The organism is Mycobacterium sp. NPDC050441 (assembly GCF_040655355.1).
In the GTDB taxonomy this organism is placed as follows: domain Bacteria; phylum Actinomycetota; class Actinomycetes; order Mycobacteriales; family Mycobacteriaceae; genus Mycobacterium.
In genome coordinates this window covers 122,019-148,845 of record NZ_JBFAJS010000003.1, presented here as the reverse complement: position 1 = coordinate 148,845, position 26,827 = coordinate 122,019, and the positions used below count along the sequence as shown (strand labels likewise).

General features: G+C 66.2%; 29 protein-coding genes and 1 other RNA gene. 14 read left to right on the top strand and 16 right to left on the bottom strand.

Translation table 11 applies throughout. From position 1 onward, the window contains the following. Positions 1–20: 20 nt before the first annotated feature. Positions 21–410: a nuclear transport factor 2 family protein gene (locus AB0I14_RS09715; RefSeq protein ID WP_358021185.1), complete on the bottom strand. Its 390-nt coding sequence runs from the start codon at positions 408–410 to the stop codon at positions 21–23. Positions 411–469: 59 nt separating this feature from the next. Between AB0I14_RS09715 and AB0I14_RS09710 the strand changes: the two genes are divergently transcribed. Next, positions 470–1,108 carry a class I SAM-dependent methyltransferase gene (locus AB0I14_RS09710; protein ID WP_358019501.1) on the top strand — a complete coding sequence of 213 codons (639 nt, stop codon included), beginning with the start codon at positions 470–472 and terminating at the stop codon, positions 1,106–1,108. A 5-nt stretch (positions 1,109–1,113) separates the two neighbouring features. Here AB0I14_RS09710 and AB0I14_RS09705 read toward each other — a convergent pair whose 3' ends face one another. From AB0I14_RS09705 to AB0I14_RS09670, 8 genes are read right to left on the bottom strand one after another with little or no spacing between them, the layout of a single operon-like run. Further along, a complete protein-coding gene (locus tag AB0I14_RS09705; RefSeq protein ID WP_358019498.1) occupies positions 1,114–1,470 on the bottom strand; it encodes a DUF6285 domain-containing protein in 357 nt (118 codons plus the stop codon). After that, positions 1,467–2,459 carry a phosphotransferase family protein gene (locus AB0I14_RS09700; protein ID WP_358019495.1) on the bottom strand — a complete coding sequence of 331 codons (993 nt, stop codon included), beginning with the start codon at positions 2,457–2,459 and terminating at the stop codon, positions 1,467–1,469. The genes AB0I14_RS09705 and AB0I14_RS09700 overlap by 4 nt, the downstream gene beginning before the upstream one ends. Continuing rightward, positions 2,456–3,700 (bottom strand): acyl-CoA dehydrogenase family protein, encoded by a 1,245-nt coding sequence (locus tag AB0I14_RS09695; protein WP_358019492.1) that lies wholly within the window; start codon positions 3,698–3,700, stop codon positions 2,456–2,458. Before AB0I14_RS09695 ends, AB0I14_RS09700 begins: the two co-directional genes overlap by 4 nt. A 20-nt stretch (positions 3,701–3,720) precedes the next feature. Next, the gene (locus tag AB0I14_RS09690; protein WP_358019489.1) at positions 3,721–4,332 is read right to left on the bottom strand and encodes a TetR/AcrR family transcriptional regulator; all 612 of its coding nucleotides are present in this window, start codon (positions 4,330–4,332) and stop codon (positions 3,721–3,723) included. Between the two features lie 7 nt (positions 4,333–4,339). Further along, positions 4,340–5,257: a hydroxymethylglutaryl-CoA lyase gene (locus tag AB0I14_RS09685; protein WP_358019486.1), complete on the bottom strand. Its 918-nt coding sequence runs from the start codon at positions 5,255–5,257 to the stop codon at positions 4,340–4,342. Between the two features lies 1 nt (position 5,258). After that, entirely contained in the window at positions 5,259–6,461 is a 1,203-nt protein-coding gene (locus AB0I14_RS09680) for a CoA transferase (protein ID WP_358019483.1), read from the bottom strand. After that, positions 6,458–7,657: an alpha/beta fold hydrolase gene (locus tag AB0I14_RS09675; RefSeq protein ID WP_358019480.1), complete on the bottom strand. Its 1,200-nt coding sequence runs from the start codon at positions 7,655–7,657 to the stop codon at positions 6,458–6,460. The genes AB0I14_RS09680 and AB0I14_RS09675 overlap by 4 nt, the downstream gene beginning before the upstream one ends. A gap of 2 nt (positions 7,658–7,659) precedes the next feature. Further along, entirely contained in the window at positions 7,660–8,775 is a 1,116-nt protein-coding gene (locus AB0I14_RS09670; RefSeq protein WP_358019477.1) for a homogentisate 1,2-dioxygenase, read from the bottom strand. A gap of 175 nt (positions 8,776–8,950) precedes the next feature. Here AB0I14_RS09670 and AB0I14_RS09665 point away from each other — a divergent pair, with 175 nt between their 5' ends. After that, complete coding sequence (locus AB0I14_RS09665) at positions 8,951–9,508, top strand: type 1 glutamine amidotransferase domain-containing protein (protein ID WP_358019474.1); 558 nt, start codon at positions 8,951–8,953, stop codon at positions 9,506–9,508. Positions 9,509–9,515: 7 nt separating this feature from the next. Here the strand turns inward: AB0I14_RS09665 and AB0I14_RS09660 are convergent, their stop codons facing one another. Together AB0I14_RS09660 and AB0I14_RS09655 are read right to left on the bottom strand one after the other, a co-directional pair. After that, a complete protein-coding gene (locus AB0I14_RS09660) occupies positions 9,516–9,980 on the bottom strand; it encodes an NAD(P)H-dependent oxidoreductase (RefSeq protein ID WP_358019471.1) in 465 nt (154 codons plus the stop codon). A 57-nt stretch (positions 9,981–10,037) separates the two neighbouring features. Continuing rightward, on the bottom strand, positions 10,038–11,204 hold the full coding sequence (locus AB0I14_RS09655) for an acyl-CoA dehydrogenase family protein (RefSeq protein WP_358019468.1): 1,167 nt from the start codon (positions 11,202–11,204) through the stop codon (positions 10,038–10,040). Between the two features lie 476 nt (positions 11,205–11,680). Here AB0I14_RS09655 and AB0I14_RS09650 point away from each other — a divergent pair, with 476 nt between their 5' ends. Next, positions 11,681–12,658: an alpha/beta hydrolase family protein gene (locus tag AB0I14_RS09650; RefSeq protein ID WP_358019465.1), complete on the top strand. Its 978-nt coding sequence runs from the start codon at positions 11,681–11,683 to the stop codon at positions 12,656–12,658. A gap of 302 nt (positions 12,659–12,960) precedes the next feature. Here the strand turns inward: AB0I14_RS09650 and AB0I14_RS09645 are convergent, their stop codons facing one another. The 3 genes from AB0I14_RS09645 to AB0I14_RS09635 form a co-directional block, all read right to left on the bottom strand. Beyond that, entirely contained in the window at positions 12,961–14,181 is a 1,221-nt protein-coding gene (locus tag AB0I14_RS09645; protein WP_358019462.1) for an acyl-CoA dehydrogenase family protein, read from the bottom strand. 39 nt (positions 14,182–14,220) lie between these two features. Then, positions 14,221–15,618, bottom strand: coding sequence for an acyl-CoA dehydrogenase family protein (locus tag AB0I14_RS09640; RefSeq protein ID WP_358019459.1), 1,398 nt, complete (start codon positions 15,616–15,618; stop codon positions 14,221–14,223). Between the two features lie 94 nt (positions 15,619–15,712). Then, positions 15,713–16,162, bottom strand: a complete 450-nt coding sequence (locus AB0I14_RS09635) for a helix-turn-helix domain-containing protein (RefSeq protein WP_358019456.1) — start codon at positions 16,160–16,162, stop codon at positions 15,713–15,715. Between the two features lie 123 nt (positions 16,163–16,285). On the opposite strand from AB0I14_RS09635, the gene AB0I14_RS09630 reads away from it, so the two are divergent. After that, a complete protein-coding gene (locus AB0I14_RS09630; RefSeq protein ID WP_358019453.1) occupies positions 16,286–17,191 on the top strand; it encodes a zinc-binding dehydrogenase in 906 nt (301 codons plus the stop codon). A gap of 1 nt (position 17,192) precedes the next feature. On the opposite strand, the gene hisN is transcribed toward AB0I14_RS09630, so the two are convergent. Further along, positions 17,193–17,975, bottom strand: a complete 783-nt coding sequence (hisN, locus tag AB0I14_RS09625; protein WP_358019450.1) for a histidinol-phosphatase — start codon at positions 17,973–17,975, stop codon at positions 17,193–17,195. Between the two features lie 23 nt (positions 17,976–17,998). Between hisN and AB0I14_RS09620 the strand changes: the two genes are divergently transcribed. Beyond that, positions 17,999–18,331, top strand: a complete 333-nt coding sequence (locus AB0I14_RS09620; RefSeq protein WP_358019447.1) for a hypothetical protein — start codon at positions 17,999–18,001, stop codon at positions 18,329–18,331. Here AB0I14_RS09620 and AB0I14_RS09615 read toward each other — a convergent pair whose 3' ends face one another. After that, positions 18,332–19,702, bottom strand: coding sequence for an FAD-dependent oxidoreductase (locus AB0I14_RS09615; protein WP_358019444.1), 1,371 nt, complete (start codon positions 19,700–19,702; stop codon positions 18,332–18,334). Positions 19,703–19,852: 150 nt separating this feature from the next. Between AB0I14_RS09615 and prfB the strand changes: the two genes are divergently transcribed. The 9 genes from prfB (at position 19,853) to AB0I14_RS09570 (ending at position 26,743) form a co-directional block, all read left to right on the top strand. Continuing rightward, a complete protein-coding gene (gene prfB / locus AB0I14_RS09610; RefSeq protein WP_358019441.1) occupies positions 19,853–20,971 on the top strand; it encodes a peptide chain release factor 2 in 1,119 nt (372 codons plus the stop codon). Next, positions 20,958–21,941 carry a mechanosensitive ion channel family protein gene (locus tag AB0I14_RS09605; RefSeq protein ID WP_358019439.1) on the top strand — a complete coding sequence of 328 codons (984 nt, stop codon included), beginning with the start codon at positions 20,958–20,960 and terminating at the stop codon, positions 21,939–21,941. The genes prfB and AB0I14_RS09605 overlap by 14 nt, the downstream gene beginning before the upstream one ends. Continuing rightward, a complete protein-coding gene (locus AB0I14_RS09600) occupies positions 21,938–22,462 on the top strand; it encodes a hypothetical protein (protein ID WP_358019436.1) in 525 nt (174 codons plus the stop codon). Before AB0I14_RS09605 ends, AB0I14_RS09600 begins: the two co-directional genes overlap by 4 nt. A 45-nt stretch (positions 22,463–22,507) precedes the next feature. Further along, positions 22,508–23,197, top strand: a complete 690-nt coding sequence (gene ftsE / locus AB0I14_RS09595; protein WP_064896558.1) for a cell division ATP-binding protein FtsE — start codon at positions 22,508–22,510, stop codon at positions 23,195–23,197. Further along, entirely contained in the window at positions 23,198–24,094 is an 897-nt protein-coding gene (gene ftsX / locus AB0I14_RS09590; RefSeq protein WP_358019433.1) for a permease-like cell division protein FtsX, read from the top strand. 13 nt (positions 24,095–24,107) lie between these two features. Then, the gene (smpB, locus tag AB0I14_RS09585) at positions 24,108–24,593 is read left to right on the top strand and encodes an SsrA-binding protein SmpB (RefSeq protein WP_358019430.1); all 486 of its coding nucleotides are present in this window, start codon (positions 24,108–24,110) and stop codon (positions 24,591–24,593) included. A gap of 34 nt (positions 24,594–24,627) precedes the next feature. Further along, positions 24,628–25,161, top strand: a complete 534-nt coding sequence (locus tag AB0I14_RS09580; RefSeq protein WP_358019427.1) for a cytochrome C5 — start codon at positions 24,628–24,630, stop codon at positions 25,159–25,161. Between the two features lie 109 nt (positions 25,162–25,270). Then, positions 25,271–25,639: a transfer-messenger RNA gene (gene ssrA, locus AB0I14_RS09575) on the top strand. A gap of 129 nt (positions 25,640–25,768) precedes the next feature. After that, positions 25,769–26,743, top strand: a complete 975-nt coding sequence (locus AB0I14_RS09570; protein WP_358019424.1) for a cutinase family protein — start codon at positions 25,769–25,771, stop codon at positions 26,741–26,743. Positions 26,744–26,827 lie beyond the last annotated feature (84 nt).

Sequence of the window (26,827 nt, the reverse complement as noted above, 5' to 3'; positions counted from 1 at the left end):
CGGCATTCTGTCGGCTCGGGTCAGGTGAACAAGGGTGCGATGTCTTTTGGATCGAAGTATTCGTCGATGCGGTGGATCAGACCGTCGGTACCCACTTTGATCACGATGCACACCCGGAGGGCGATCAATGCACCGTCGCGTCCGGTGGCATGCAGGACATGTTGCTGGACGAATCCGCCGTCGAAGAACTGCCGGTCCAGCACTTCGTAGCGGCGCTCGCCGGTGGCGTTGATGAACCAGTCGATGACTTTCAACGCGCGGGTGTGGTCGTTGTCCCGGGAGTCGCCGGCGTGCCATACCGCGACGTCATCGGCCCACAGCCGGGCTACCCCGGCCTTGTCTCCGCGCTCGATCGCGTCGAACAACCGGTGCGCGACGTCATCGATGACCTGGGTGTCGGCTGGGGATATCATCGGCCTCCTCGGACAGGGCTTGACCTCAATGGTTATTGAGGTTTCAGACTCGAATCATGAACTCCACACCCGCGCACTCCCTGTTCGACGAAGCCTACGAGCACCGCACCGCACCGTGGGTGATCGGCGAGCCGCAGCCGGCGATCGTCGAGTTGGAACGCGCCGGCCGCCTGCGCGGCAAGGTGCTCGACGTCGGCTGCGGTACCGGTGAACACACCATGTTGCTGACCCGACTGGGATACGACGTACTCGGAATCGACTTCTCCGAACATGCTGTCGCTCAAGCCCGCGAGAATGCCGCGCAGCGGGGAATCGACGCGTACTTCGCAGTGGCCGACGCGACCCGCCTCGGGGAGTCGCCGGACCCGCGCTACGACACCATCGTCGACAGTGCGCTGTTCCATGTCTTCGGCGACCCTGCCGACCGCCACCGCTACGTCGCCAGCCTGCACCGAGCCTGCCGGCCGGGTGCGACGGTGCACGTGCTGGCGCTTTCCGACGCGGGCCGCGGATTCGGACCCCAGGTCAGCGAGGAGGTGATCCGGCAGGCCTTCTCCGACGGCTGGGAACTGGAATCTCTGGAGACCACCACCTACCGCGGTGTGGTGGGCACGGCGCATGCCGACGTGCTCGGCGAGCCGGTCGGGGCCCGCGTGGACGAGCCGGCCTGGCTGGCCCGGATCCGCAGACTTTGACGGATTCACGGCTCGTCGTAGCCCGGGTGTGCGGCGGCGAGCCGTTGACGCACCAGGACGCGCAGACAGGGGGTGACGTCATCGGCCCGGTCGTCGAGTTCGCCGGCACGGATCGCCGCCGCGAGCGCGGCCTCGTCGGTGAAGCCGATGCCGGCCAGCGCCGCAAACGGGGCGGTGGCCGCAGCAGGGGTGTCGGAGGCCAGCAGTTCGCGCTCCACCATGCGCAACGCGTTGGCGGCGACGCGAGCCTGAAATTTGACCGGCGCTGCGACCGTCTCGCTGTCGCGCACCTCGGTGTCGAGGAACTCCGCCACCGCAGCCACCAGTTCGGCCGCGCTCGGTCGTCCGTACAGGTTGCTCACCAGCTGCTCCCGTCCAGCAGACACAACAGGTCCCACTCGGTTTCGCACACCCGACGGCCGATGGTTGCCAGCTCCACCGATCGGGTCTGCCCGCTCAGATGCCGCTCGGCCTGGTAGCGGCAGATGACGCCCCAGCGCAACGTGGCGAGCACGAGCCACCAGCGGATCGCCGACCGGTCCAGTGTCTGCCCGGCGGCTTTCTCGTAGGCGCTCAGGAAGCTCTCGATGCTGCCGAGCCCGCCCGCCCCGAGGTCGGCCGGTGCCCCGAACCGCCAGGCCCGGATGCAGAACCAGGCCAGGTCCTCGTACACCTCGCCGAGGTGCACCAGCTCCCAGTCCAGCACCGCGGCCAGGCCGGAGCCGTCTACGATCACGTTGCCCATCCGGAAGTCGCCGTGCACCAGCCGCAGTGGCGACGCGGGCGGCCGGTTGGCGTCCAGCCAGCGAAACACCCATTCGAAAGTGGCTGTGGTATCGCCCATCTCGTCGAGTTGCTCACGCCACTGCGACACCTGGTCCAGCTCCGCGAGGCCCGTCAGCGCCGGCGGCTCGGCCCGGTGGATGGCGGCCAGCGCCTGCGCGCACTGGGTGAGCAACCGTGCCCGGCCGGCGTCGTCGAGCATGCGCTGAATCCGCCGCACGATGGTCTCGCCACCGATGAAGTCACAGATCAGGAAGGGATCACCCAGGGCGGCAGCGGAATCGTCGGCGACCAGCACGGGGGGGACCGGCGCGCCGGCCAGCGCCGCCGCCCGTTGTGCACCGGCCTCCAGTTCCATCCCGGCGTGCACCTCATCGGGCGCGCCGGTACGCAGGATCAGGGCGCGCCGAGTCGAGTCCGTGACGGCATCGAACGACCAGGTGGTGCGGCTGGCTCCGCCGGTCAGCTCGCGCAGATTCTCGACGGCGACACCGGCGCCGAGCACCGGGGTGAGGACATCGACCAGCCGAGGGGTGAGCAGATCGGCCGGCCGGGACAGGCTGGTCACCGCTTGGCCTTGCCAAACCCGAACAGCCGCTGCGCCACTCGGCGCATCTGGATCTCCTCGGCTCCTTCGGTGATCCGGTACCGCCGGTGGTGGCGGTAGATGTGCTCGAACGGCTCGTGACGGCTGTAGCCGATGCCGCCGTGTACCTGCATGGCCCGATCGGCGGCCTCACACACCAGACGGTTGGCGCGGTAATTCGCCATCGAGACCTTGTCGGAAACCTCCATGTGGTGGTTCTGGTCCAGCTGCGTTGCGGCATACCGGACCAGCAACCGGACCATCTGCGCCTCGGTCTGCAATTCCACCAACGGCCACTGCACGGCCTGGTTCACCGCCAGCGGCTTACCGAACACCATGCGCCGGTTGGCGTAGTCCACGGCGCGGTCGATACAGAACTGGGCGGCACCCAGGCTGCTGGCGGCCTGACGAATCCGGTTCTCGTGCAGGAAGGTCTGCCCGACCTCCAGGCCCCGGTCGACTTCGCCGAGCACCGCATCGGCCGGCACCCGGACGTCCTTCAGCTCCACCTCACCGTGATCGGTGGGCATGTTGAACGTCCACCAGTAGAACGGGACGGTGAATCCCGGCGCGTCGGTGGGCACCAGGAATGCGCTGATGCCACGGGCTTGTCCGGGCTCGCCGGAGGTCCGGGCGAAGATCAGATCATGAGTGGCACGGTGTACCCCGGTGTTCCACCGCTTGCGACCGTTGATGATCCAGCCGTCCCCGTCGGGTACCGCCGTGGTCTCCAACCAGGTGGCATCCGAACCGTGGTCGGGCTCGGTCAACCCGAACGCCATCGAACGCTTGCCGGTGAGCATCGCCTCGACCCAGTCAGCCTTCTGGGCCTCGGTCCCGAAGCGGTCCATCATGATCACCTGCGGGAAGTTCCCGACGATCGAGGACTCGTCCTGCAGGTCGTTGTGCAACCCCAGACCCTTGTGCGCCAGGTGTTCCCGGATGACGGCCATGTCCAGGTTGCTGCCGTCGCGTCCGCCGAACCGGGCAGGCAGCCCGTACCGCAGCCAACCCGCGGCATCGGCACGTCGACGCATCTCGTCGAGCAGATCCTCCCAGGCCCGGGCGGGTACCCCGCCGTTCTCCCAGTCGGTGCGGGCGTATTCGCGGCGCTGGTCGAAATACTGCATGTGTTCGCGCTCAAGCGGCCTGATCTCGGCCTCGATGAACTCGTCCATCTCGGCAAGCACATCCGAAAGATGTTCGGGCAAAGCGAAATCCACTGTGATCTCTCTTTCTCGGATCAGAAGCCGTACAGGGTCTTCTTCCAGATTGTGGACAGGGTGGTGATGGCCTCGGTATCGCTGATCTCGATGCCGAGCCCCGATTGACCGACGAACACCGTGGTGAAGTTCTCGAACAGCAAGGCGATGGCCGCCCCCACGTGTTCGGGTTGCAGTCCCTGAGCATGGCCCTGGTCCTGCGCGTGATGCACCGACGCGATGACGATGTCGATGCCGAACCGGCGGAACTTGTTCTGTACGTCGGCGAATCGCTGCTGGGTGGCGGCCAACTGGGCGACCGCGATCATGATGCCGATGTTCTGTTTGAAGATGTTCCAGTAGCCGGTGACCACCGTGGTGAAGAACTCGGTGTCTTCCGGGGAATCCGGCAGGTGCAGGTTCAGCCCGGACGGTTCGACGACGTCGTGCAGGAACGATTCGGCCAGCGCGGCCAGCAGATCCTCCTTGTCGGTGAAGTACCGATAGAACACCGCCGGGCTCTTGCCCGCGGCCGAGGTGATGTCGGACAGGGTAGTGCCGTGAAAACCCCTCTCGGCAAATAGTTTTCGAGCGGCAAGCTCGATCGCCGACCGCGTCTGGCGGCCCTTGGTACCCAGCTCGGCAGCGGTCATCGACGTCTCAGTTCAAGATCCGGTCGCCGGCCCGCAGCAGTGCGCTGGGAAGCTCGTGGCCCACGGCCTCCTGCGCGACGCGTGCGGCAACGATCGCGGTGGGCAGGTCGACGTCGACGGCGATGTCGCTGTCGCGCAACATGTAGACCAGGTCTTCGGTGGCGATGTTGCCGCTTGCGCCTGGGGCGAACGGGCAGCCACCCAATCCGCCGACCGACGCGTCGAGGCGGGTGACCCCGGATTGCACGGCCGCGTAGGCGCTGGCCAGGCCCGCGCCGCGGGTGTTGTGGAAGTGCGCGCCCAGCGGCAGGTCACCGATCAGCGGTCGGACCTGCGCGATCAATGCGCTCACCCGGCGCGGGGTGGTGGTGCCGATGGTGTCGGCGATGGCGATCCGGCTGACCCCGAAACCGGCGGCGGCCGAGGCGATGTCGAGCACCCGCTGCGGATCGGTCGGGCCGTCGAACGGGCAGTCCCACGCGGTGGCGACGATCACCTCGACCGAGGTGCCGCTGTCTGACGCGATGGCCACGATGTCGGCGATCTGTGCGGTGGCCTCCGCCGAGGTGCGTCCGACGTTGGCATGGGAGTGGGCGTCGGAGGCAGACACCACGTACTCGATGGAACGCAGGCCGGCGGCGATGGCGCGTTTGGCGCCGTTGGGGCTGGCGACCAGGGCGGAGAACTCCACATCTGGAAACCGGTGCAGCTCTGCGGCGAGTTCGGCCGCGTCGGCCAGGGCCGGCACTTTCGAGGGGGAGACGAACGCCGTCGCCTCCACCTCCCGTACTCCGGTGGCGACGATGGCCTCGAGGATCGCAACCTTGGCCGACAACGGGATCGGCGTCTCGATCTGCAGGCCGTCCCGCAGGCACACCTCGCGGATATCGACCTTGTTGGGCAGGGTCGTCTCAGCGTTCGTCATGTCACAGCACCCCCTCGGCGCGCAGTGTTTCCAGGTCCTGTGCACTGCGCCCGAGCAGGCCGCCGTACACGTCTTCGTTGTGCTGGCCGGGCCGGGCTGAGCCGGCATTGCGGATCGTGCCAGGTGACTCGGAGAGCACCGGGACGACGCCGGGGCCCTTGACATTGCGTTGCACCCGTTCGTCCCAATGGTCGGCGAGCATGCCGCGGGCCTGCAGTTGCGGATCCTGCATGACCTCGGCCACGGTGTTGATCGGCCCGCTGATCACTCCGGCTTGTGACAGGGTTTCGATGATCTCCTCCGGCTGCCGGCGCGCCGCCCAATCGCCGATGATCTTGTCCAGCTCGTCCTGATTGCGGCCCCGGGCAACATGATTGGCGAATCGATCGTCGGTCGCCAGCTCCGGGCTGTCCATCGCCGCGCACAGCCGGCGGAACACGGTGTCCTGGTTGGCCGCGATCACCACCCAGCTGCCGTTGGCACTCTGGTAGATGTTCGACGGCGCGATGCCTTCCAGCCGGGTGCCCGACGGCCCGCGCACCACGCCGCCGACGTCGTAGTCGGGGATGGTGGATTCCTGTATGGCCAGGCAACTTTCGGTCAACGCGGTGTCGACGATCTGGCCCTCGCCGGTGACGGTCCGGCGGTACAGGGCCGCCAGCGCGCCCTGGGCGGCGAACATGCCGGCCAGGCTGTCGCCCAGTGACAGGGCCAGCCGCGGCGGGGGACCGCCCGGGAACCCGTTCATGTGGCGCAACCCGCTCGACGCCTCAGCCACCGAGGCGTAACCGGCCTTGCCTGCGTCGGGTCCGGTCTGTCCATAACCGGACACCCTGACCAGGATGATGCCCTTATTGCGTTTGCGCAGAACGTCGTAGCCCAGGTCCCACTTCTCCAGTGTGCCCGGGCGGAAGTTCTCCACGATGATGTCGGACCGTTCGACCAGTTCGAGGAACAACTCGCGGCCCTTGGCGGTCCGAAGGTCCAGGGTGACGGCCTTCTTGTTGCGGGCGTGCACGGTCCAGAAGAAATGGTGCCCGTCGAGCTCGGCCTGACCCCAGGTGCGCAGCGGATCCGGGGTGGCAGGCAGTTCGATCTTGATGACCTCGGCGCCCATGTCGCCCAGCAGTCGGCCGGCGAACGGCCCGGAGATCAGGGTGCCGAGTTCGATCACCCGGACCCCGTCCAATGCGCCTGTCGTCATGCCGGGTCCAGTGAAAATCCGTGCCGGTGCAGCCAATCCGTGCAGACCGTGACGGCCTGGCGCAGCGTGTCGCGCTGGTCCGGGCCCGAGTAGTAGTGGTTGGCGCCGGGGATCTCGTGCATCTCCTTGTCGGAATGACCGATCGCCTCGTACAACCGGCGGGTGTGACTGGGCGTGCAGGCGTCGTCGGCCAGGTTGCCGATCACCAGGGCGGGTACCGCGATATCCGGCCCGGCCTTGACCGCGTCACCGTTCGCGTCGTCGTAGCTCCACTGAGACAGCCAACTGCGCAGGGTGCAGAACCGCGCCAGTCCGACCGGGCTCATGTTGACCACCTGAGGATCGCCGAGATAACAGGTGCCAGGGGTGCGCTCGTTGGGATCGACGCTCGGGTCCAGCCAGCGCGGGTCGGCCATCGTGCCGTGCACGACGAACGCGAACTCGTCATCGGGCCGCCCCATTTCGGACAGCTCCGCTAGCTTTTCTTTGACCCACACAGTGATTCGCCGGTTCCGGGCGATCTGGGCCTGGTGGTAACGCTCCAAGAACTCCGGCGTGTAGGGCGGCTGGTTGGGGTTGTCCGGGTTGTAGAGATCCAGTTCGGGGTCCCGCTTGGACGGATCGTTCTCATCGATAATGGACGCGTCCATCCATTCGGTCATGGTGCCGTGTCGGCTGATGTGTGCGGCCAGCAGCATGATTCCGTCGGCCGGGATCAAGCCGAGCTTGGTCAGATCCGGCCCGTCCCCGGAGGGGCTGGCAGTCACCGTGGGGTTCTGTGCCTGCTGCTGGTAGAACACCGACAGCGATCCGCCGCCGCTCCATCCGGCCAGCACGACCTTGTCGTAGCCGAGACGGTTCTTGGCATCCTTGATGCACTCGCCGAGATCCTCGACCACCTTCTCCATCAGCAGCGCCGAGTCGGTGCCGCGGAACCGGCTGTTGCAGTAGATGACATGGTGTCCCGCACGGGCCAGCGCATTGATCATCGGCAGGTACGCGCCGCCGCCGATCGGATGCATGAACACCAGCACGGTGTCCGAAGGCTTCTGCTTGGGGCGCAGCAGGTAGCTCTCCAACACCACCAGCTCGGCGACACCGCCGTACACATCGCGCACCGACGAGTTGTTCTGGTAGGCAACCAGATACGGGATGCGGTTGTACTCGTGCTTCACAGGTGCTTCAACTGTTGTCATGTCTAGTGCTGCCCCAGGTCGTTGGCGAGGATTTCGGCGGACGGGATGAGACGACGACGGGTGTCGATGGCGATCACCGACCAGTCGACCCGGTCGTAGTCGTCGAACTTGCGGCGGGCGCGTTCCCGCGCCTTCTCAGGTGCCCCGTGGTGAACACCCTGCGGTGCATGGGAAACCAGGCCGGGCGGCATCGGGATGCCGTACAGCGTTCCGCCGTGGAAGAAGGCGATCTCGTCGTAGTCGACGTTGCGGTGGTACCACGGGGTGCGCTCGGTGCCCGGCACGCTCTCGGCGGGCTTGGGCAGGAAGTTCATCACGTACACGCCGGTGGCCTGCATGAAGAGGTGCACGGTCGGTGGCAGGTGCACGCTCTCGGAGGTGATGACGGTGTAGTCCTCGATATTGAAGGTGAACGGGAAGTTGTCGCCCCGCCAGCCTTCCACGTCGAGGGGATTGTGTTGGTAGAACAGCGAAGTCGGACCGCCGTCATGAATGAGGCGGACTTCGTATTCTCCGGCGGTCTGCGGCCCGACGCCGTCGTCGATCGGCGCCGGTTCGGGAATGGTGACCTGCGCCGGATCGAACGGGAAGTGCCGCCCCAGGATGCCGGCCGGCGGGACCCGGAAATCATCGGTGGCCTGGATCATCAGGAAAGTGCTCGCCCCGTCCGCTCCACTGTCGGGCACCTGACGGAACGTGCAGGCTTTGGGGATGTAGACCCAGTCGCCCTCGCGGTAGCGCAGTGGGCCGAACTCGGTCTCCAGCAGGCCAGATCCCTTGTGCACGAACAACAGCAGGTCGCCGTCGACGTAGCGCACGAAGAACGGCATCTCCTCGGTGCGTCGACTCAGCAGCACCTGGCAGTCGGGGTTGGAGAACATCAGCAGCGGGCCGCCCTGCGCGTCGGTGGCATCGCTGGGCTTGAGCTCGCTGGACAACACGTCGGTGGGACGCAGCGGGCCGACGGTCCGGTAGGCGGTCGGGTCGTTGCGCCGATACATGTTGGCGGTGCGGCCGACGAACCCGCCACGGCCGAGTTCGTCGTCCTTGAGGCCGTCGAGGTCGGCATGCACCCGCTTCGGGGTCTTGCCTTTGCGCAGGTGGACGAAAGATTCCATGCTCGACTCCTGAAGGTGCGGGGCGAAAACTGAAAGTGACTTTACTTTTTGTTAGAGCCACTGACAAGGGGGTTGAGGAGGTGATCTTCAACGTTTTGCAGTCCGTTTTCCGGGGTAGCCCTCGAGTGGGCGCCCAAGCTCACTGCTGCCCGTCGGTGTCAACGAAAGGACTCTCATGCGAAAGGAATTGGAAGGCCGCAGGGTCGGGATCCTTGCCGCCGACGGTGTGGAGCGCATTGAACTCGAACAACCGCGCGCGGCCGTCGAGAACGAGGGCGGTCACGTCGAGCTGCTGTCGCTCAGAGCCGGCGAGATCCAGGCTCGCGACCACGATCTCGAACCCGCAGGCACCTTTCCGGTGGACCGCACGGTCGCCGAGGCGAAGGTCGACCAGTTCGACGCGCTGATCCTGCCCGGCGGGACCGTGAACCCGGACAAGTTGAGGCTCGACAAGACTGCGGTGGCGTTCGTCCGCGATTTCGTCAAATCCGGTAAGCCCGTGGCGGCGATCTGCCACGGTCCGTGGACCCTGGTGGAGGCGGACGTGGTGCGCGGCCGCACGCTGACCGGCTATCCGAGTATCCGTACGGATCTCGGCAACGCCGGTGCCATCGTGGTGGATCGGCAGGTCTGCGTCGACGGCAACCTGATCACCAGCCGCGCCCCCGGTGATCTGCCGGCGTTCTGTGAGGCGATCACCGAGGTTTTGGCCTGCAGTCCTGCCCAGACCTGAGCGCCGGTCAAGCCCCGGAGGTGCGGGCGACTTCCCGGGCACGCTCGACGGCCTGGGTCCGCATCTGTTCCCGTTCGGCAGGTGTCCACCTTGTCGTGGGCTCCACGACGAGGGTGTCGACGCGGTAGCCCAGCATCCCGAACACATACTCCAGATACGGCCTCTGGAAATCCTGCAGTTCAGGGTGGCGCCCGTCGTACGCGCTGCTGCGGGTCAGCAACAGCTGCAACGGCTTCCCTTCGCCGAGCGTGCCCACGTGTTCACCACGCTCGTTGAGAGTGAAGCTGGCCACCGGCTGCACGATGATGTCGATCCACGCCTTGAGTGCATGCGGCACATGCCAGTTCCACATGGGGGAGGAGACGACCGGCCGGCCGAAGCGCAGCATGTCGTCGTCCCACACCGAGAACCGTTCCACCTTGCCGACCCCGTCGGCGGCATCCAGATAGGCCTGCGCCAATTGTGAGGACAATGCTCGTCCCTTTTCGGGCTGGCCTTTATCCACAGAGTCCGCATCAGTTCAGCTCCGTCAGATCATTGAGGTCCGGGGGATCTTCATCCCCAGCGCCAGTGCACCGGCCAGTTCGCGGCTGGTGTCGTAGTCGAACACCACATGTCCGGACAGGACGTCGACATCGCGCTTGAATCGCTGCAGCGGGCTGGACAGGAAATGAATGCTCGCGCCGCCTGCCCCCAATAGGTCGGCGATCACCGCCTTGGATTCGGTGACGATGTGCGCGGCCGCCAGGCGGGCCTGCGCGCGCACCGGCTTGTCCACCGCGTCGCCGGTCGCCACGATGCCCTCGATCTCGCCGACCGTGTCGGCCAGCAGGGCGCGCAAGGCCCGCACTCGAACCTGCGCCCCGGCCAAGTGGGCCTGCGCGATCGGCTTGTCCTTCTGTATGACGCCCTCATAGGGCAGCACGCGTTCGCCGAGGCGTTGCGCATAGATCTCGGTGACCCGCTCGGCGCTGCCCAGTGCGGGCATCGCCGCCAGCAGTGCCAGTGCGGGCACCATCGGCCAGCGGTAGGCGGCGCTGTCGTGCAATCCGGCGCCCGGCGCGGTACCCGAGTAGATGTCGAGCACCTTCACCAGCCGGTGCTCCGGGACGAAGACGTCGGTGGCGATGGCGTCGTTGGAGCCGGTGGCCCGCATGCCGTCGGTGTGCCACACGTCGGCCACGGTCACGTCGCCGATCGGCAGCAGCGCCAGTGCCGGGTACAGCGCATCGTCGGGTCCGCACAGCGCGGCGACGATGATCCAGTTGCTGTGCATGACGCCGGTGGCCCAGGACCACCTGCCGGTCAGGCGGATGCCGCCGTCGGCCGGCAGCCCGCGCCCGGTCGGTGCGAGTGGGGCCGGGGCCAGGAACGGGCGGTTCGCGAACGCCTCCTCCTGGGCCTGCTCGCCGAACAACGAGAGCATCCAGTTGTGCAGGGCCAGGAAGCCGATGGTCCAGGCGCTCGACGTGCACCCGTGGGCCATCCGGCGTACCGGATCCAGGATTGCCGCGAAATCAGCCTGCTGACCGCCGTAGCGGGCGGGTACCAGGAGCTCGGTGAAACCGGAGTCGACGAGGTCGGTCACTGTCGCATCCGGAAGCCGGCGCAACTCCTCGGCTTCACCGGCCCGCGCGGCCAGTCGGGTGACGAATTCGGCGGTGATGGCGCAGTCCGTGGTGGGGGGCGAGGTCATGGCCCGAAAGTTACCATACTTTTTAGTATGGCCATGATTGGGGCCCGTCCCGGAGGCTCCGCCCGGGCAATTTGAAAACCGGTTGGCGACGATCAGATAACCCTCCGGACACCAGTTGTGAACAGATGCGCATCGGTGTTCATCGAACGTCACCCGCGCCGTCGCGAGTGTCGAGCCGTTTTCCCAGGTAGATCACCCGCCGACGGGCAATAGATAAAGTCGAAATCACTTTTTGAAATCCGCAGATGTGCAGTTCGGCGGCGCGCCGCGGGTTTTCCCCTGTCGTGGACGCGTGCTTTACTCATGGCGCAACAACTGAATTCTTTGGTCCGCTCCGTTACGCCTTCTGAAGCGTCCGGGCGTAGCGAGCGGGCGTGGCAACGCAGCGAGTCGATCGCTGTGGTGTCGCTTGGCGATGTTGATCGCTGATCGCACAAAAGGGCGTAATTGACCCGGAAGACGGATGGATTCGCAGTATGACCTTCATTGACAAGATTCGTGGCCATTGGGCACGCCGCATGACGGTGGCGGCTGTGGCAGCACTGATGCTGCCTGGCTTGATCGGAGTGACCGGCGGGTCGGCGACCGCGGGAGCGTTCTCCCGGCCGGGTCTGCCGGTGGAGTACCTGATGGTCCCGTCGCCGTCGATGGGCCGCGACATCAAGATTCAGTTCCAGAGCGGTGGGCCGGGTTCGCACGCGGTGTACCTGCTCGACGGCCTGCGTGCTCAGGACGACTTCAACGGCTGGGACATCAACACCAACGCGTTCGAGATGTTCCTCAACAGCGGCCTTTCGGTGGTCATGCCCGTTGGTGGTCAGTCCAGCTTCTACGCCGACTGGTACAACCAGGCCTGCGGTAAGGCCGGTTGCACCACCTACAAGTGGGAGACCTTCCTGACCAGCGAGCTGCCGCAGTGGCTGGCCGCCAACCGCGACGTCGCTGCGAACGGTAACGCCGCGATCGGTCTGTCGATGGCCGGTTCCGCCGCGCTGATCCTGGCGACGTACCACCCGGACCGGTTCATCTACGCCGGTTCGATGTCGGGCTTCCTGAACCCCTCCGAGGGGTGGTGGCCATTCCTGATCAACATCTCCATGGGTGACGCCGGCGGCTACAAGGCCAACGACATGTGGGGTCCGACGGAGGATCCGAACAGCGGCTGGAAGCGCAACGACCCGATGTTGCAGATCCCCACGCTGGTGGCCAACAACACGCGGCTCTGGATCTACTGCGGTAACGGGCAGCCCAACGAGCTGGGCGGCGGCGACCTGCCTGCCACCTTCCTCGAAGGCCTGACCATCAAGACCAACCGGACGTTCCAGGACAACTACATCGCCGCAGGCGGCACCAACGGTGTGTTCAACTTCCCGGAATCCGGCACGCACAACTGGGCCTACTGGGGTCAGCAGTTGCAGGCCATGGTTCCGGACCTGCAGCGGGTGCTCGGCTAAGCCCGGCAACACGCGATAACGAAATCGCCCAGAACACCTGGTGTTCTGGGCGATTTCGCTGTCTACGGCCCCGGCCCCGGCCCCGGCCTCGGGATCGGCCTGGTCGGGCTTTCCGATTGACGCCACCACCTGATAGCCGGCGGCTGTCAGCAGGTCGATGCTGACCCGCGCCGGTCGTGCCGGTCGTGCCGGTCTCCACGACCGTCCTGGCCGAACAGACGCAAAACTGCCCAAAACCATGCGGTTTTGGGCAGTTTTACTGGGGGCACCTCCCGCTTGCGGGGGACTGGTCGCCGAGAAAGCTACTTCAGCTCGGCCGAGGACAGGCCCAGCAGGCGGCGGGCCACCACCAATTGCTGAATCTGCTGGGTGCCCTCGAAGATGTCGAGGATCTTGGAGTCGCGGGCCCACTTCTCCAGCAGGGTCTGCTCGGAATAGCCGGTGGTGCCTGCCATTTCGACGGCCTTGAGGGTGATGTCGCTGGCCACCCGGGCGGCTTTGGCCTTGCCCATCGAGGCTTCCTTGGAGTTGGGGATGCTGTTGTCGGCCTGCCATGCCGAGCGCACCGTCAACAGGTAGCCGGACTCCCAGTCGGCCTCCATGCGCAGGAACTCCGCGGCCGCGGCGCTCTGGGCATGGGCGGGCTTGTCGTAGGAGATCTCGATACCGGCGTCGGTGAGGATCGCGCGCAGGTCCTCCAGTGCGGCGCGGGCGATACCGACCGCCATGGCGGCCACGATCGGCCGGGTGTTGTCGAAGGTCTCCATGACCCCGGCAAAACCCTTCTCCACGTGGACTTCCGGGTCGCCCAGGAGGTTGTCCTTGGGGATGCGTGCGTTCTCGAAGCGGATCACCGCGGTGTCGGACGCCTTGATGCCCAGCTTGTGCTCGAGACGCTCGACGGTGACCCCGGGATGCTCGCGCGGCACGATGAACGATTTGATCGCCGCCCGGCCCAACGACTTGTCCAGCGTCGCCCACACCACGATGTGGGTGGCGCGCGAACCCGCGGTGACGAAGATCTTCTCACCGTTGATCACGTATTCGTCGCCGTCGAGCACCGCGGTCGTGGTGACTGCCGCCGAATCCGACCCGAAGGACGGCTCGGTGATCGCCATTGCGGCCCACACGTCCTTGCCCAGGCGGTCGAGCTGCTCGGGTGTGGCCACCGAGGAGATGGCGGCGTTGCCCAGGCCCTGACGCGGCACCGACAGCAGCAGGGCGACATCGCCCCAGCTGACTTCGAGTGCGTTGAGCAGGGCGGACATGTTGGCACCGTTGACGGTGGTCTTGTCGCCCTTGGCGTTGGCGTCGTCACGGAACGCCTCGGCGCCGGCGAACGAGATCGTCTTGGCTTGAGAGATTCCTTCGAAGAGCGTGGCCAGAGTGTCGAGCTCGACGGGGTAGGCGTGCTCGGCGAGGTCGTACTTGCGCGAGATCGGGCGAAGCATCTCGGCGGCGCCTTGGTGGCCCTTCTCGATGACCGCCTGGAGCTTACGGGGCATTTCCAGATTGATTGCCATGATTAGTCTTTCAGCTCAGATAACAGGAATGACCCAGGGCTAGATGACGACAACACCTTCGGCGACGCCGATAGCTCGCAGATCGCGGTACCAGCGTTCGACCGGGTGTTCCTTGGTGTAACCGTGACCGCCGAGCAGCTGGACACCGTCCAGGCCGATCTGCATGCCCTTGTCGGTGCCGAGCTTGCGCGCGAGTGCTGCCTCGCGGGCGAACGGCAGGCCCTGCTCGGCGCGGGCGGCGCCGCGCCAGGTGATCAGCCGCAGGCCGTCGAGTTCGATGGCGATGTTGGCGGTCATGAACGCCACGGACTGGCGGTGGGCGATCGGCTCACCGAACGCGGTGCGTTCCTTGATGTATGGGATGACGTAGTCGAGCACCGCATGCGAGGTGCCGACGGCCAGCGCGGCCCAGCCCAGCCGGGACAGGGCGATGGCCTCGGAGTAATCCTGATCGGTTGCGCCATCCTCGCCGAGGAGGTTGCCGAGCGGCACCGCCACGTTGTCGAGTTCGACGCGGCCCAGCGCCGCGGCCCGGATGCCCATGCTCGGATCGGCCTTGACCGTGAGTCCCGGTGACGAGGCCTCGACGATGAACATCGCCGGCTTGCCGTTCAATTGCGCTGCCACGATGAATAATTCGGCATCGGCGGCGGCCGGCACCAGCGACTTGACCCCGGAGAGACGATAGCCGCTGGGGGTGCGTACCGCGGTGGTCTTGAGCGCGGTGGGGTCGAACAGCGCGTGCGGTTCGGCGATTGCCACGCAGGCCTGCGGCACATTCTCGCCGGCGAATTCCTTGAGATAGGTGGCCTGCTGGTCGGCGCTGCCCCAGTGGGTCAGTGCCGAGGCGACGCCGCCGGGCGCCAGGATCGGAAGAGCCAGCCCCATGTCACCGTAGGCCAGGGCCTCGGCGACGAGTGCATTGGTGACGGTGCTGCGGTGCTCGGCGATGCCGTCGAAGTCCTCGGGCACGTTGACGGCGGTGATGCCCAGCTCGGCGGCCTTGGCGATCAGATCCGCCGGGTAGGCCGCGGCTTCGTCGGCATCGTGGGCCGCCGGCCGCAGGATCTCCGCGGCGAACTCCCGGACCGTCTCGACGATCAGCTGCTGGTCTTCGTCGGGGGTCAGGTCGAAGTAGTCGGCCCCGCTGGCCTTCAGCCGGGTCGGCGACTTTCCGAGGCCCTGGATGCGCTGGAACTGGCGGGTGGCCGCGCCTGCGGCCGAAAAGGCGTGTTTGACACCGTATTTGATTCCACGGTTCAGCGGGTCGCGCAGGCCGTAGCGGTCCAGGAATTCCTGGCCGACGATGGGAGTGATCAGCGCCAACCCGATGTCGGTCGCTGTCCGCTTGTGTTTGTGCAGACCGACCGCGCTTTGCTGGCCGGAGGTCGAGGGACGGGAAGGGGTGCCGTTCTTGGACGGCAGGGTGTTGGTCATGTCAGCTGCCTCTGTTGGTCGTGGCGACGCATCTGACCGTATCTTACTCTGGAGTAAGGTATGGCATCTGTTACCAACCTCACACCATGTGGGATCAGGGTTCAGCTGCGGAAAGCTGGTCGTGCTTCTCGCGGTTCGCGTGAACCTCGTCCATGTGCGCCTCGGCCCACGACTTGACCCCGGCCATCAGGTGGTGCAGTGAAAGGCCGAGGTCGGTGAGCTCGTAGGTGACCGTGACCGGCACGCTTGCGGTCACTGTGCGGGTGAGCAGTCCGTCGCGCTCGAGGGCGCGCAGCGTCTGGGTGAGCATCTTCTGGCTGACTCCGGCGAGACGCCGGGAGATCTCGGAGTAGCGCATCGAACGTGGCTCGCCGGCCCCGCCCATTCCGGGGCGCGGGCCGTCGCCGCCGAGCGCCGCCAGGATCAACGCGACCCACTTGTCGCTGATGCGGTCAAGCAGCTGGCGGCTGGGGCAATTTGCCAGGAAGGCGTCGTATTCCATCTTTGCTCGCGCCCGCTTCTGGGCTGCGGTCGTCGTCGGCACGTCGGCTCCGTTCGATGCGAGGTGACTTACGCACTTCGAGGTGCGTACTTCCCATTGGAGAGCTACCCATCCATCGTGGAGCAGGAGGGCAGTTCACCACAAGGCTTCGAGGAGTGAATTTTCATGTCTGTTCCCACGTTTCGCACCGCTGTTGTCCGTACTCCGGGCGGCCCGGACTCGATCGAGATCATCGATGTTCCGCTGGCCGAACCAGGCCCCGGGCAGGTCCGCGTGAAAGTCGCCGCAGCGGCGGTCAACCCGGTCGACCTCGGGGTCGCCGGCGGCGTGTTCCACGATCTCGGACTAGTCGATCAACCGAACTGGACCGGGCTCGGCTGGGATTTCGCGGGCACCGTCGAAGCCGCCGGTGCCGGCGCGGGTCTGGCCATCGGTACGCCGGTCGCCGGTTTCGACCGTAACTACGGCACGTACGCCGAGCAATTGGTGGTTCCGGTGGCCGACGTTGCCGTAGTACCCGACGGACTGGACTTGATCGAGGCATCGACGGTGCCGCTCAACGGATTAGCTGCAGCCCAGATCCTCGATCTGCTCGGCGACGCGCCCGCCGACGGTCGCCGCCTCTTGGTCACCGGTGCGGCCGGTGCGGTCGGGGGCTACCTCGTCGCGCTCGCGCGGGAGCGCGGCTGGAAGGTGACCGGCCTGGCCCGCGCGCATGACGAGGAGTTCGTCCGCGGCCTGGGTGCCGACTTCACGGCCGATGCAGAGCCGGGGTGGGACGCTGTCGCCGATGCCGGTGCGATGCAACAGGAGGCCCTCGCGCTCGTCCGCGACGGCGGGCAGTTCGTCGGGGTGCAGCCGAGTTCGCCTCCGCCGGCCGAGCGTGGCATCGCCGTTGCGGCCGTCGTGGCGCACCCCGACGGCACTCGGCTCGCCGACCTCCTCGCCCGTACGGCGTCCGGCCAGTTGCAGGCCCGGGTGCATGCCGTGCTGCCGCTGGATCAGGTGGCCGATGCCCACCGGGCGCTCGCCAAGGGCGGAGTGCGTGGTCGGTACGTGCTCCAGCCGTGAACTAGTTGCCGGCGAGCCGGTCCAACACTTGTCCATGGAGCGGCCCGTTGGTGGCCAGCGCGCTGCCGCCGTGCGGGCCCGGGGTGCCGTCGATGCTGGTGAACGTGCCGCCGGCCTCGCGGATGAGGATGTCGAGCGGGGCGATGTCCCACAGCTTCACCTCGGGTTCGCAGGCGATGTCCACCGCGCCCTCGGCGACCATGCAGTACGACCAGAAGTCGCCGTAGGCGCGCACCCGCCACACCGCATCCGTCAACGCGACGAAGCTGTCCCGGCGGTCGTCCCAGCCGGTGGTGAGGTCGGAGTAGGACAGACTTGCCGACGCGAGGTCGCCGACCGCCGACACCGACAGTTTGCGGGTCGCTCCGGCGAACGAACCGAACGCGCCCTGTCCCAGGCCTGCCCACCATCGCCGGGCCAGTGCCGGTGCACTCACCACGCCGATGGTCGGGACGCCGTCTTCGAGCAACGCGATCAATGTGCACCACACCGGGACGCCGCGGACGAAGTTCTTGGTCCCGTCGATCGGATCGATCACCCACTGGCGGCCGGTCAATGTCGTTGTCCCACCGAACTCTTCGCCGAACACCGTGTCGTCCGGGCGGGCCGTGGCCAGCGATGCGCGCAGGGCTTCCTCGGCTCCGCGGTCGGCATCGGTGACCGGGGTCAGGTCGGGTTTGGTCTCGATGCGCAGATCGAGGGCGCCGAAGCGGTCCATGGTGAGTGCGTCGGCCTGATCGGCCAACTCGAGGGCCAATGCCATGTCATCCGCGGTGGTACTCATGCCAGAAGTCCTACCATGGCCTCGTGTGGGAAATCGGCATACTCCTGTTGCTCGTGGGTGCCCTCGTGCTGCTGCTGGCACCACGGATCATGCGGCGCCGGGGAATTCGCGGTGAGCTGGCGCACGGCACGTTGCTGGTGACCGGGGTGAGTCCGCGCCCGGATGCCACGGGGGAGCAGTACGTCACGATCACCGGCGTCATCACCGGACCGACCGTCAGCGAGCACGTCGTGTATCAGCGCATGGCGGTCGACGTGGACAACTGGCCGACCATGGGGACGCTGTTCCCGGTGGTCTACTCCCCGAGCAACCCGGACAACTGGGCGATGGCGCCCGCGGAGCCGCCGCCGGCCTGATCAGGCGTGGGCGATCCGGAGCAGCTCGGCCACGCTGGCCAGCTTCACCCGGGGCCGTCCGACTGACTCGCCGGCGGCGCGCTCGTGCGCGTCGATCAGCTGCCAGTGCGCGCCGGTGACGAGGGCGGGCTGGTGCCCCAGCAGCCACTCGGCCAGTTCTTCGCCGTGTTCCGAACCGTGCTCGTCGACGCCGCGCGCTCGAAGATCGTCGAGCAGGGTGTCGACCGTCGCCTGCGAGTCTTTCTTGTTGCTGCCGATCACGCCGGACGGTCCCCGCTTGATCCAGCCCACCACGTATTCGTTCCGGCTGCCGTCGATTCGGCCGTCGGTGTGCGGAATCGTGCCGGAGCGCTCGTCGAACGGCAGTCCCGGGGTGGGCACGCCGCGGTAGCCGACCGCCCGCACCACCAGCTGGACCGGCAGCTCCTCGCGCTCCCCGGTGTCCTTGGCCACCATGCGTCCGTCCGCATCGCGGACAAGTTCGTTGCGGCCCAGCACGATCGACTCGACCCGGTCCTCGCCGCGTAATTCGATGGGGGAGGTGCAGAAGCGGAACACGATGCGCCGCTTGGATTCTTGAGGTGGCTCGTCGACGTACTTGCGTAGCACTCTGATGTTCTGCTTGACGGTCTTGCCCGCCGCTTCGAGGTCATCGTCGGTGATACCCGCGAAATCGGCCGGGTCGAGAATGACGTCGACGTCGCCCAGCCCCTCCATGTCGCCCAGCTCGCGCAGTTCCAGAGTCGTGAACGTCGCCTGCAACGGGCCCCGGCGTCCGATCACGACCACCTCTTCCACCCCGCGGGTGTCCAGTGAGGCCAGCGCGTGGTTGGCGATGTCGGTGTTGGCCAGGGCCTGTGGGTCGCTGACCAGGATGCGGGCCACGTCCAGGGCGACGTTGCCGTTGCCGACGACCACGGCCCGCCCGCCCGCCAGGTTGGGTGCCATGCCGTCGAAATGCGGATGGGCGTTGTACCAGCCGACGAAATCAACCGCGGCCACACTGCCGGGCAAGTCTTCCCCGGGGATGTGCAGGGCCCGGTCGGACTGCGCCCCGATCGCATAGATCACCGAGTCGTAGCGTTGCGCCAACTCGGCGGGAGTGATGTGCTCGCCGATCTTGATGTTGCCGAAGAACCGGAACCGGGGATCGGCCGCGGTCTTGTCGAACTGCGCGCTGATCGACTTGATCTTCGGATGGTCGGGCGCCACGCCCGAGCGCACCAGCCCCCACGGGGTCGGCAGCATCTCGAGCATGTCGACTCGCACATCGCGATCGGAGTCGGGTAGATCGGCGAACTTCAGCAGCGATGCGGCAGCAAAGAATCCCGAGGGGCCGGAGCCGACGATCGCCACGTGATATGGGCGCATACCCTGCCTTCTTACGAGCGGAAAAACCGTCACAGACCCGGCTGACGGCGTGCTGGGCCGGGTACCAACCGACTTTAAACACAGATCGTCTGCGCTGCCGCGAGTCGGAGAGAACTGCCGCCGAAATGCCGCCGGGTACCCTGAACATTCGTGGATCCAGACCGCCAAGCCGCCGTAGCCGCACTCGACACCACCCTGACGACAGTGGAGCGGGTGCTCGACATCGATGGCCTGCGCCAGCGGATCGACACGCTCGAGCAGCAGGCCTCCGATCCGAAGCTCTGGGACGACCAGTCGCGGGCCCAGAAGGTCACCAGTGAGCTCTCGCACGCGCAGAGTGAACTGCGCCGGGTGCAGGACCTGCGTCAGCGCGTCGAGGATCTGCCGGTGCTGTTCGAACTCGCCGCCGAAGACGAGGGAGCAGGGGGATCCGAAACCCTGGCCGAGGCCGATGCCGAGCTCGCCAAGCTCCGCGAGGAGATCGAGACCCTCGAGGTCCGCACCCTGCTCTCGGGTGAGTACGACGAGCGGGAAGCCGTCGTCACGATCCGCTCCGGCGCGGGTGGCGTCGACGCCGCGGACTGGGCCGAGATGCTGATGCGGATGTACATCCGGTGGGCCGAGAAGCACGACTACTCGGTCGAGGTGTTCGACACGTCCTACGCCGAGGAGGCGGGGATCAAGAGCGCGACCTTCGCCGTGCACGCTCCGTTCGCCTACGGCACCCTCTCGGTGGAACAGGGCACCCACCGACTGGTGCGGATCAGCCCGTTCGACAACCAGAGCCGGCGCCAGACGTCGTTCGCCGACGTCGAGGTGCTCCCGGTCGTGGAAACCACGGACCACATCGAGATCCCCGAAGGCGACCTGCGCGTCGACGTGTACCGCTCCAGCGGTCCCGGCGGGCAGTCGGTGAACACAACCGACTCCGCTGTCCGGCTCACCCACATACCCACCGGCATCGTGGTGACCTGTCAGAACGAGAAATCGCAGCTGCAGAACAAGGTCGCGGCGATGCGGGTTCTGCAGGCACGGCTGCTGGAACGCAAGCGTTTGGAGGAGCGTGCCGAAATGGACGCGCTCAAGGGTGACGGCGGCAGCTCATGGGGTAACCAGATGCGGTCCTACGTGCTGCACCCCTATCAGATGGTGAAGGACCTGCGCACCGAGTACGAGGTCGGTAACCCGGCCACGGTGTTGGACGGGGACATCGACGGATTCCTGGAAGCGGGGATCAGATGGCGCAACAGAAAAGATGACGACGACTAACACGGTGCTAGCCCTTCCCCTCGCCGACCGCTGGCACGATTTCTGGGCCGGCGAGATCGGTGTCTGGATCCTGACCACCGGACTGCACATCGCCCTGCTGATCATCGGCGGCCTGCTTGCGGCGCGCTTCATCAACTGGGCGGCGCAGCGTGTGGTGCGCCGGATCGACGCCGAGTATCAGGAAAGCGATCAGCTGGTGCGCTCGGAGAGCGCCAAGCACCGGCAGGCGGTCGCCTCGGTGATCTCCTGGGTGTCGGTGGCAGTCCTGTTCATCATCGTGCTCGTCGAGGTCACCGATGCTCTCGCGGTGCCGGTCGCCTCTCTGGTCGCCCCCGCCGCGGTGCTGGGCGCCGCGCTGGGTTTCGGTGCGCAGCGCATCGTGCAGGACCTGCTCGCCGGCTTCTTCATCATCACCGAGAAGCAGTACGGCTTCGGCGATCTGGTCCGGCTGACGATCGCGGCGGCCAACGAGGCCGAGGGCACGGTCGAGGACGTCACGCTGCGGGTCACCAAGCTCCGGTCGTCCGAGGGCGAGATGTACACCGTGCCCAACGGACAGATCGTCAAGGCGCTGAACCTGTCCAAGGACTGGGCGCGAGCGGTCGTCGACATCCCCGTGCCGGTCAGCGCCGACCTCAACGTTGTCAACGATGTGCTCAACGATGTCGCCGAGAAGGCCACCGAAGATCGCGAATTGTCCAGGCTGCTGCTCGACAAGCCGCAGCTGATGGGCGTCGAGAGCATCGGAGTCGACACGGTGAACCTGCGGATGGTCGCACGGACCCTGCCGGGCAAACAGTTCGACGTGGGCAGACGGTTGCGGGTCCGGGTGGTGCGGGCGCTGCGCCGCGCCGGGGTGGTGACGTCGTCTGACGCGTCGGTCGCGGCGGCGGGGGACTTCATGAACCCGGCTGCGGTCGCCGAGACGGTCGCGACACCTCAAGGCGCGACGCAGGAGCCGAAGAAGTGAAACTCGACTTCTCGCGGGTGACCGACGCCGCCGAAAAGCTCTGGCGTAGCCGGGTGGGCCGGGTCCGCACATCGACAGTGGTGTTGATCGTGGTTTTCGTCGCGCTGTCGTGGGTGCAGCAGGAGTACCGGCCCAAGCAGACCGCACCCCAGGAGCCCGACACCCAGGTGGTACCGCCCGGGTTCGTGCCCGACCCCGACTACACCTGGGTGCCGCGCACCAAGCTGCAGACCCCCCGTTCGACGACGCCGACGGAGACTCCGGAGACCACCGAGACCACCACCCCGGAGACGACGACTCCGACGGAGACCACGACTCCGACCGAGCCTGCGCCCGGGGAGCCGACCAGTCCCACGACCACGCCGTTGCCCGGGGCGCCCCGGACGACGGTGTTCGATCCGGACGGTCCGGGACTGATCCCGCCCATCACGTTGCCGGTGTTGCCCGGGCCTGCGTCGGCCCCGCCCACCGAGCAGCCGCTACCCGGCCAGGAGCCGGTGGCGCCGACATTGCCGCGATAGCCTGACCAGCCGGATACTTCCGCCCCGCTACACTGGCGTGCCGTGATGATCACCCTCGACCACGTGACGAAGCACTACAAGTCTTCGGCGCGCCCAGCGCTCGACGACGTCTCGTTGAAAATCGACAAGGGTGAGTTCGTCTTCCTGATCGGCCCGTCGGGTTCGGGCAAGTCGACGTTCATGCGGCTGCTGCTGGCGGCCGAGACGCCCACCTCCGGTGACATCCGGGTTTCCAAGTTTCACGTCAACAAACTCGCCGGCCGGCATGTCCCGAGCCTGCGTCAGGTCATCGGCTGCGTGTTCCAGGACTTCCGGCTGCTGCAGCAGAAGACCGTGTTCGAGAACGTGGCGTTCGCGCTCGAGGTGATCGGCAAGCGCGGCGAGGTGATCAACCGGGTGGTCCCGGATGTGCTGGAGATGGTCGGCCTGTCCGGCAAGGCCAACCGGTTGCCGAGCGAACTGTCCGGTGGCGAGCAGCAGCGTGTCGCCATCGCGCGGGCCTTCGTCAACCGTCCGCTGGTACTGATCGCCGACGAGCCCACCGGAAACTTGGATCCCGAGACCAGCAAGGACATCATGGACCTGCTGGAACGGATCAACCGGACCGGCACCACGGTGCTGATGGCCACCCACGACCACCACATCGTCGACTCCATGCGCCAGCGGGTCGTCGAACTCGAACTCGGCCGGCTGATCCGTGATGAGCAGCGCGGCGTCTACGGAATGGATCGCTAAGTGCGCTTCGGCTTTCTTGTCAATGAAGTTCTGACCGGGCTTCGTCGCAACGTCACGATGACGGTGGCGATGATCCTGACCACCGCCATCTCCATCGGCCTGTTCGGTGGCGGTCTGCTGGTGGTGCGGCTGGCCGACCAGTCCCGTGACATCTACCTCGACCGCGTCGAGAGCCAGGTGTTCCTGACCGACGACATCTCGGCCAACGACCCGAACTGCGACGCCGACGCGTGCAAGGCGCTGTACCGCATGATCGACGACCGTGACGACGTGCGCTCGCTGAGCTTCCTCAATCGCGAGCAGGCCTACAACGACGCGATCAAGAAGTTCCCGCAGTACAAGGATGTCGCGGGCAAGGATGCGTTTCCGGCGTCGTTCATCGTCAAGCTCAACGACCCCGAGCAGCATGACGCGTTCGACAAGGCGATGCAGGGGCAGCCCGGTGTGCTCAACGTGCTCAACCAGAAGGATCTGATCGACCGATTGTTCGCCGTGCTCGACGGTCTCAGTAGCGTCGCCTTCGCGGTGGCACTGGTGCAGGCGATCGGTGCGGTGCTGCTGATCGCCAACATGGTTCAGGTGGCCGCCTACACACGGCGCAACGAGATCGGAATCATGCGTCTGGTCGGCGCCACCCGCTGGTACACCCAGCTGCCGTTCCTCGTGGAGGCGATGATCGCAGCCCTGATCGGTGTGGTGATCGCCATCGTCGGGCTGATCGTGGTGCGAGCGGTGTTCCTGGAGAAAGCGCTCGACCAGTTTTATCAGTCGAATTTGATTGCCAGAGTCGACTACGCTGACGTGCTCTACTTCAGCGCACCGTGGATGCTGTTCCTCGGCCTGGCGATGTCCGGCATTACCGCGTACGTGACGCTGCGGCTCTACATACGAAGGTAGTTGTGAAATCGCCGTGACCAAGAAGTCCAGCCCTGCCGGCAATAAGCAGATTGTGGCCAGCAATCGCAAGGCACGGCACAACTACATGATCCTCGATACCTATGAGGCAGGTATCGCGCTGATGGGCACCGAGGTCAAGAGCCTGCGTGAAGGCCAGGCCTCACTGGCCGACGCGTTCGCGACCGTCGACGACGGCGAGATCTGGCTGCGCAACGTGCACATCGCCGAATACCACCACGGCACCTGGACCAACCACGCCCCGCGGCGCAACCGCAAGCTGCTGTTGCACCGTTCTCAGATCGACAACCTGATCGGCAAGATCCGCGACGGCAACCTCACCCTGGTGCCGTTGTCGATGTACTTCTCCGACGGCAAGGTCAAGGTCGAGCTGGCGCTGGCCCGCGGTAAACAGGCCCACGACAAGCGCCAGGACCTGGCCAAGCGCGACGCCGACCGGGAGATCACCCGCGAGTTGGGCCGCCGCGCCAAGGGCATGTAGGGCCCCTTGCGTCGTCTTCGGAAAGGACGAACTGATGGGTCCGATCGATCTGTTGCGGGACGAGATTGTCCGGAGCGGTCTGCTCGCGGTGCCGGTGGCCGACGACGGATTCGTTCATGGCACTGCTCGGATGCCCGCGATCGGAATCGATGTCACCGTGAACGTCGACCCCGAACTCGACGACAGGCCCGATCCGGATGTCCCTGTGCTCCTTGGCCGTATTGAGCGACTAGTCGCGATCACACCCGAGGAATGGGCTCGGACCATCGACTCGATCGCGGAGGAGATCGAGGAGGCGGTCGGCGATCAGCCCGTCCACGAGACCACCGACCTGCGCGATGACCTGGTGCTCGCGTCAACAGCCGTCTTTCACGACGCGTTCCTGCTGTCGTTCGCCGCGCCGAAGCAGTTCCCCGACAGCTGGATCCGCGTGCAGCTCGATCCGGATTTCGACGTCGACGGCGTGATCGTGGACGACAAGGACGACAAGGACGACGATGTCGAGGTCGTCGAATTCGACTCCGGCGACGACCTCCTCGACCACATCAGCGCAGCCGACGACCGCTAGCGTGCGTGCCTGCTGCCCGACACGAAAATGCCTCGGAATAATGGCTTGGCGTTCGCCGTTGGGTTTGACGTACCATTGACTGTCCTGCCGAGATTCGACAGGGATGCGAGGGGCTGATCGGTTTCGACTTCGCGCATCGAATCAAGGGAAGCGTGCCGGTGCAGGCAAGAGACCACCGTAAGCGTCGTTGCAACCAATTAAGCGCCGATTCCAATCAGCGCGACTACGCACTCGCTGCCTAAGCGACTGCGTGTCTGTCAGACCGGGAGCGCCCTCGACCCGGACCCTGGCATCAGCTAGAGGGACCCACCCACGGGTTCGGTCGCGGAATCCGTGGGGACATCAAACAGCGACTGGGATCGTCATCTCGGCTTGTTCGCGTGACTGAGAGATCCGAGTAGAGGCACAGCGAACTGCGCACGGAGAAGCCTCGAGGACATGCCGTAGGACCCGGGTTCAATTCCCGGCAGCTCCACCGAGAAGATGCAGGTCAGGGATCTAATCCCTGGCCTGTTTTCTTTTCTGTCACCACCCTTTCACCACGGAGCCGGGGCCGGCCATCCGCACACATGAGTCCACTCGTCCTGGTTACGGGTTAGATTGAGGCATGTTTTCTCACCGCAAACGTGGCCCTCAACAGGGCAGCGGGCGGTCAGGTGGTCGCTGGGTCGGGCTTGGCGCTGCTGCACTTCTCACCGCGGGAGCTCCGCTCGCCGCTCTCACCGCGCCGCCGGTAGCGTCGGCCGCCGACTGCGCCGATGCGGAGGTCGTCTTCGCGCGTGGCACCGATGAGCCGGCCGGTATGGGCCGGGTCGGCGATGCCCTCGTCGATGCACTGCGCAAGCAGACCGCCGGCATGAAGATCGACAGCTACGGGGTCAACTACAAGGCCAGCAAGCTGCAGCTGCACGGCGGCGACGGCGCCAAAGACGCGATTTCCCACATCAAGTCCACGCTGTCCTCCTGCCCTGACACCAAGATCGTGCTGGGCGGATACTCGCAGGGCGCGAGTGTGATCAACATTGTGGCCGGCAACCCGCTGGGCAACATCACGTGGGGCGATTCGCTACCGCGTGAATACGCCGACAACGTCGTGGCGATCACCACCTTCGGCGACGTGGGCACCCGAACCAAGCAATCGATAGCAACCCAGAGCGCACTGTACGGGTCCAAGGCGATCGACCTGTGTAACCCGATGGATCCGATCTGTCACGAGGGCCAGGGCAACGAATGGAGCGGGCACACCGAGGGCTACGTCCCCGTGTACACCACCCAGGCGGCGGCATTCATCGCGTCGAAGCTGCTCGCCGGGTCCGGCCAGTCGCCGCCCGGGTACGGCCCCGCGCTGCCGGATTACGGTCAGCTGCCTGAGTTCGGCCAGTTGCCGGGGTCCGGTCCGACGCCGGTGTATGGCCCACTGCCGGGCTCCGGCCCGAACACGTCGCTGCACGGTCCGCAACCGGGGTACGGCCCGGCGCCGGGGTACAGCCCGGATACACCTGGGTACGGAACGCAGCCGCCCGGGTCTGGTACGTCGACATCCGCGCCTTCCGCACCGCCCGCCGGAATCGGGTGGGTCTAGGCAGTCCCCGAGGCAAGGGCCGCAGAGATGCGGCCCTTCTTCGTTTTTCAACGCAGAGACGCGGCCCCGCCTGCGATCATGGGT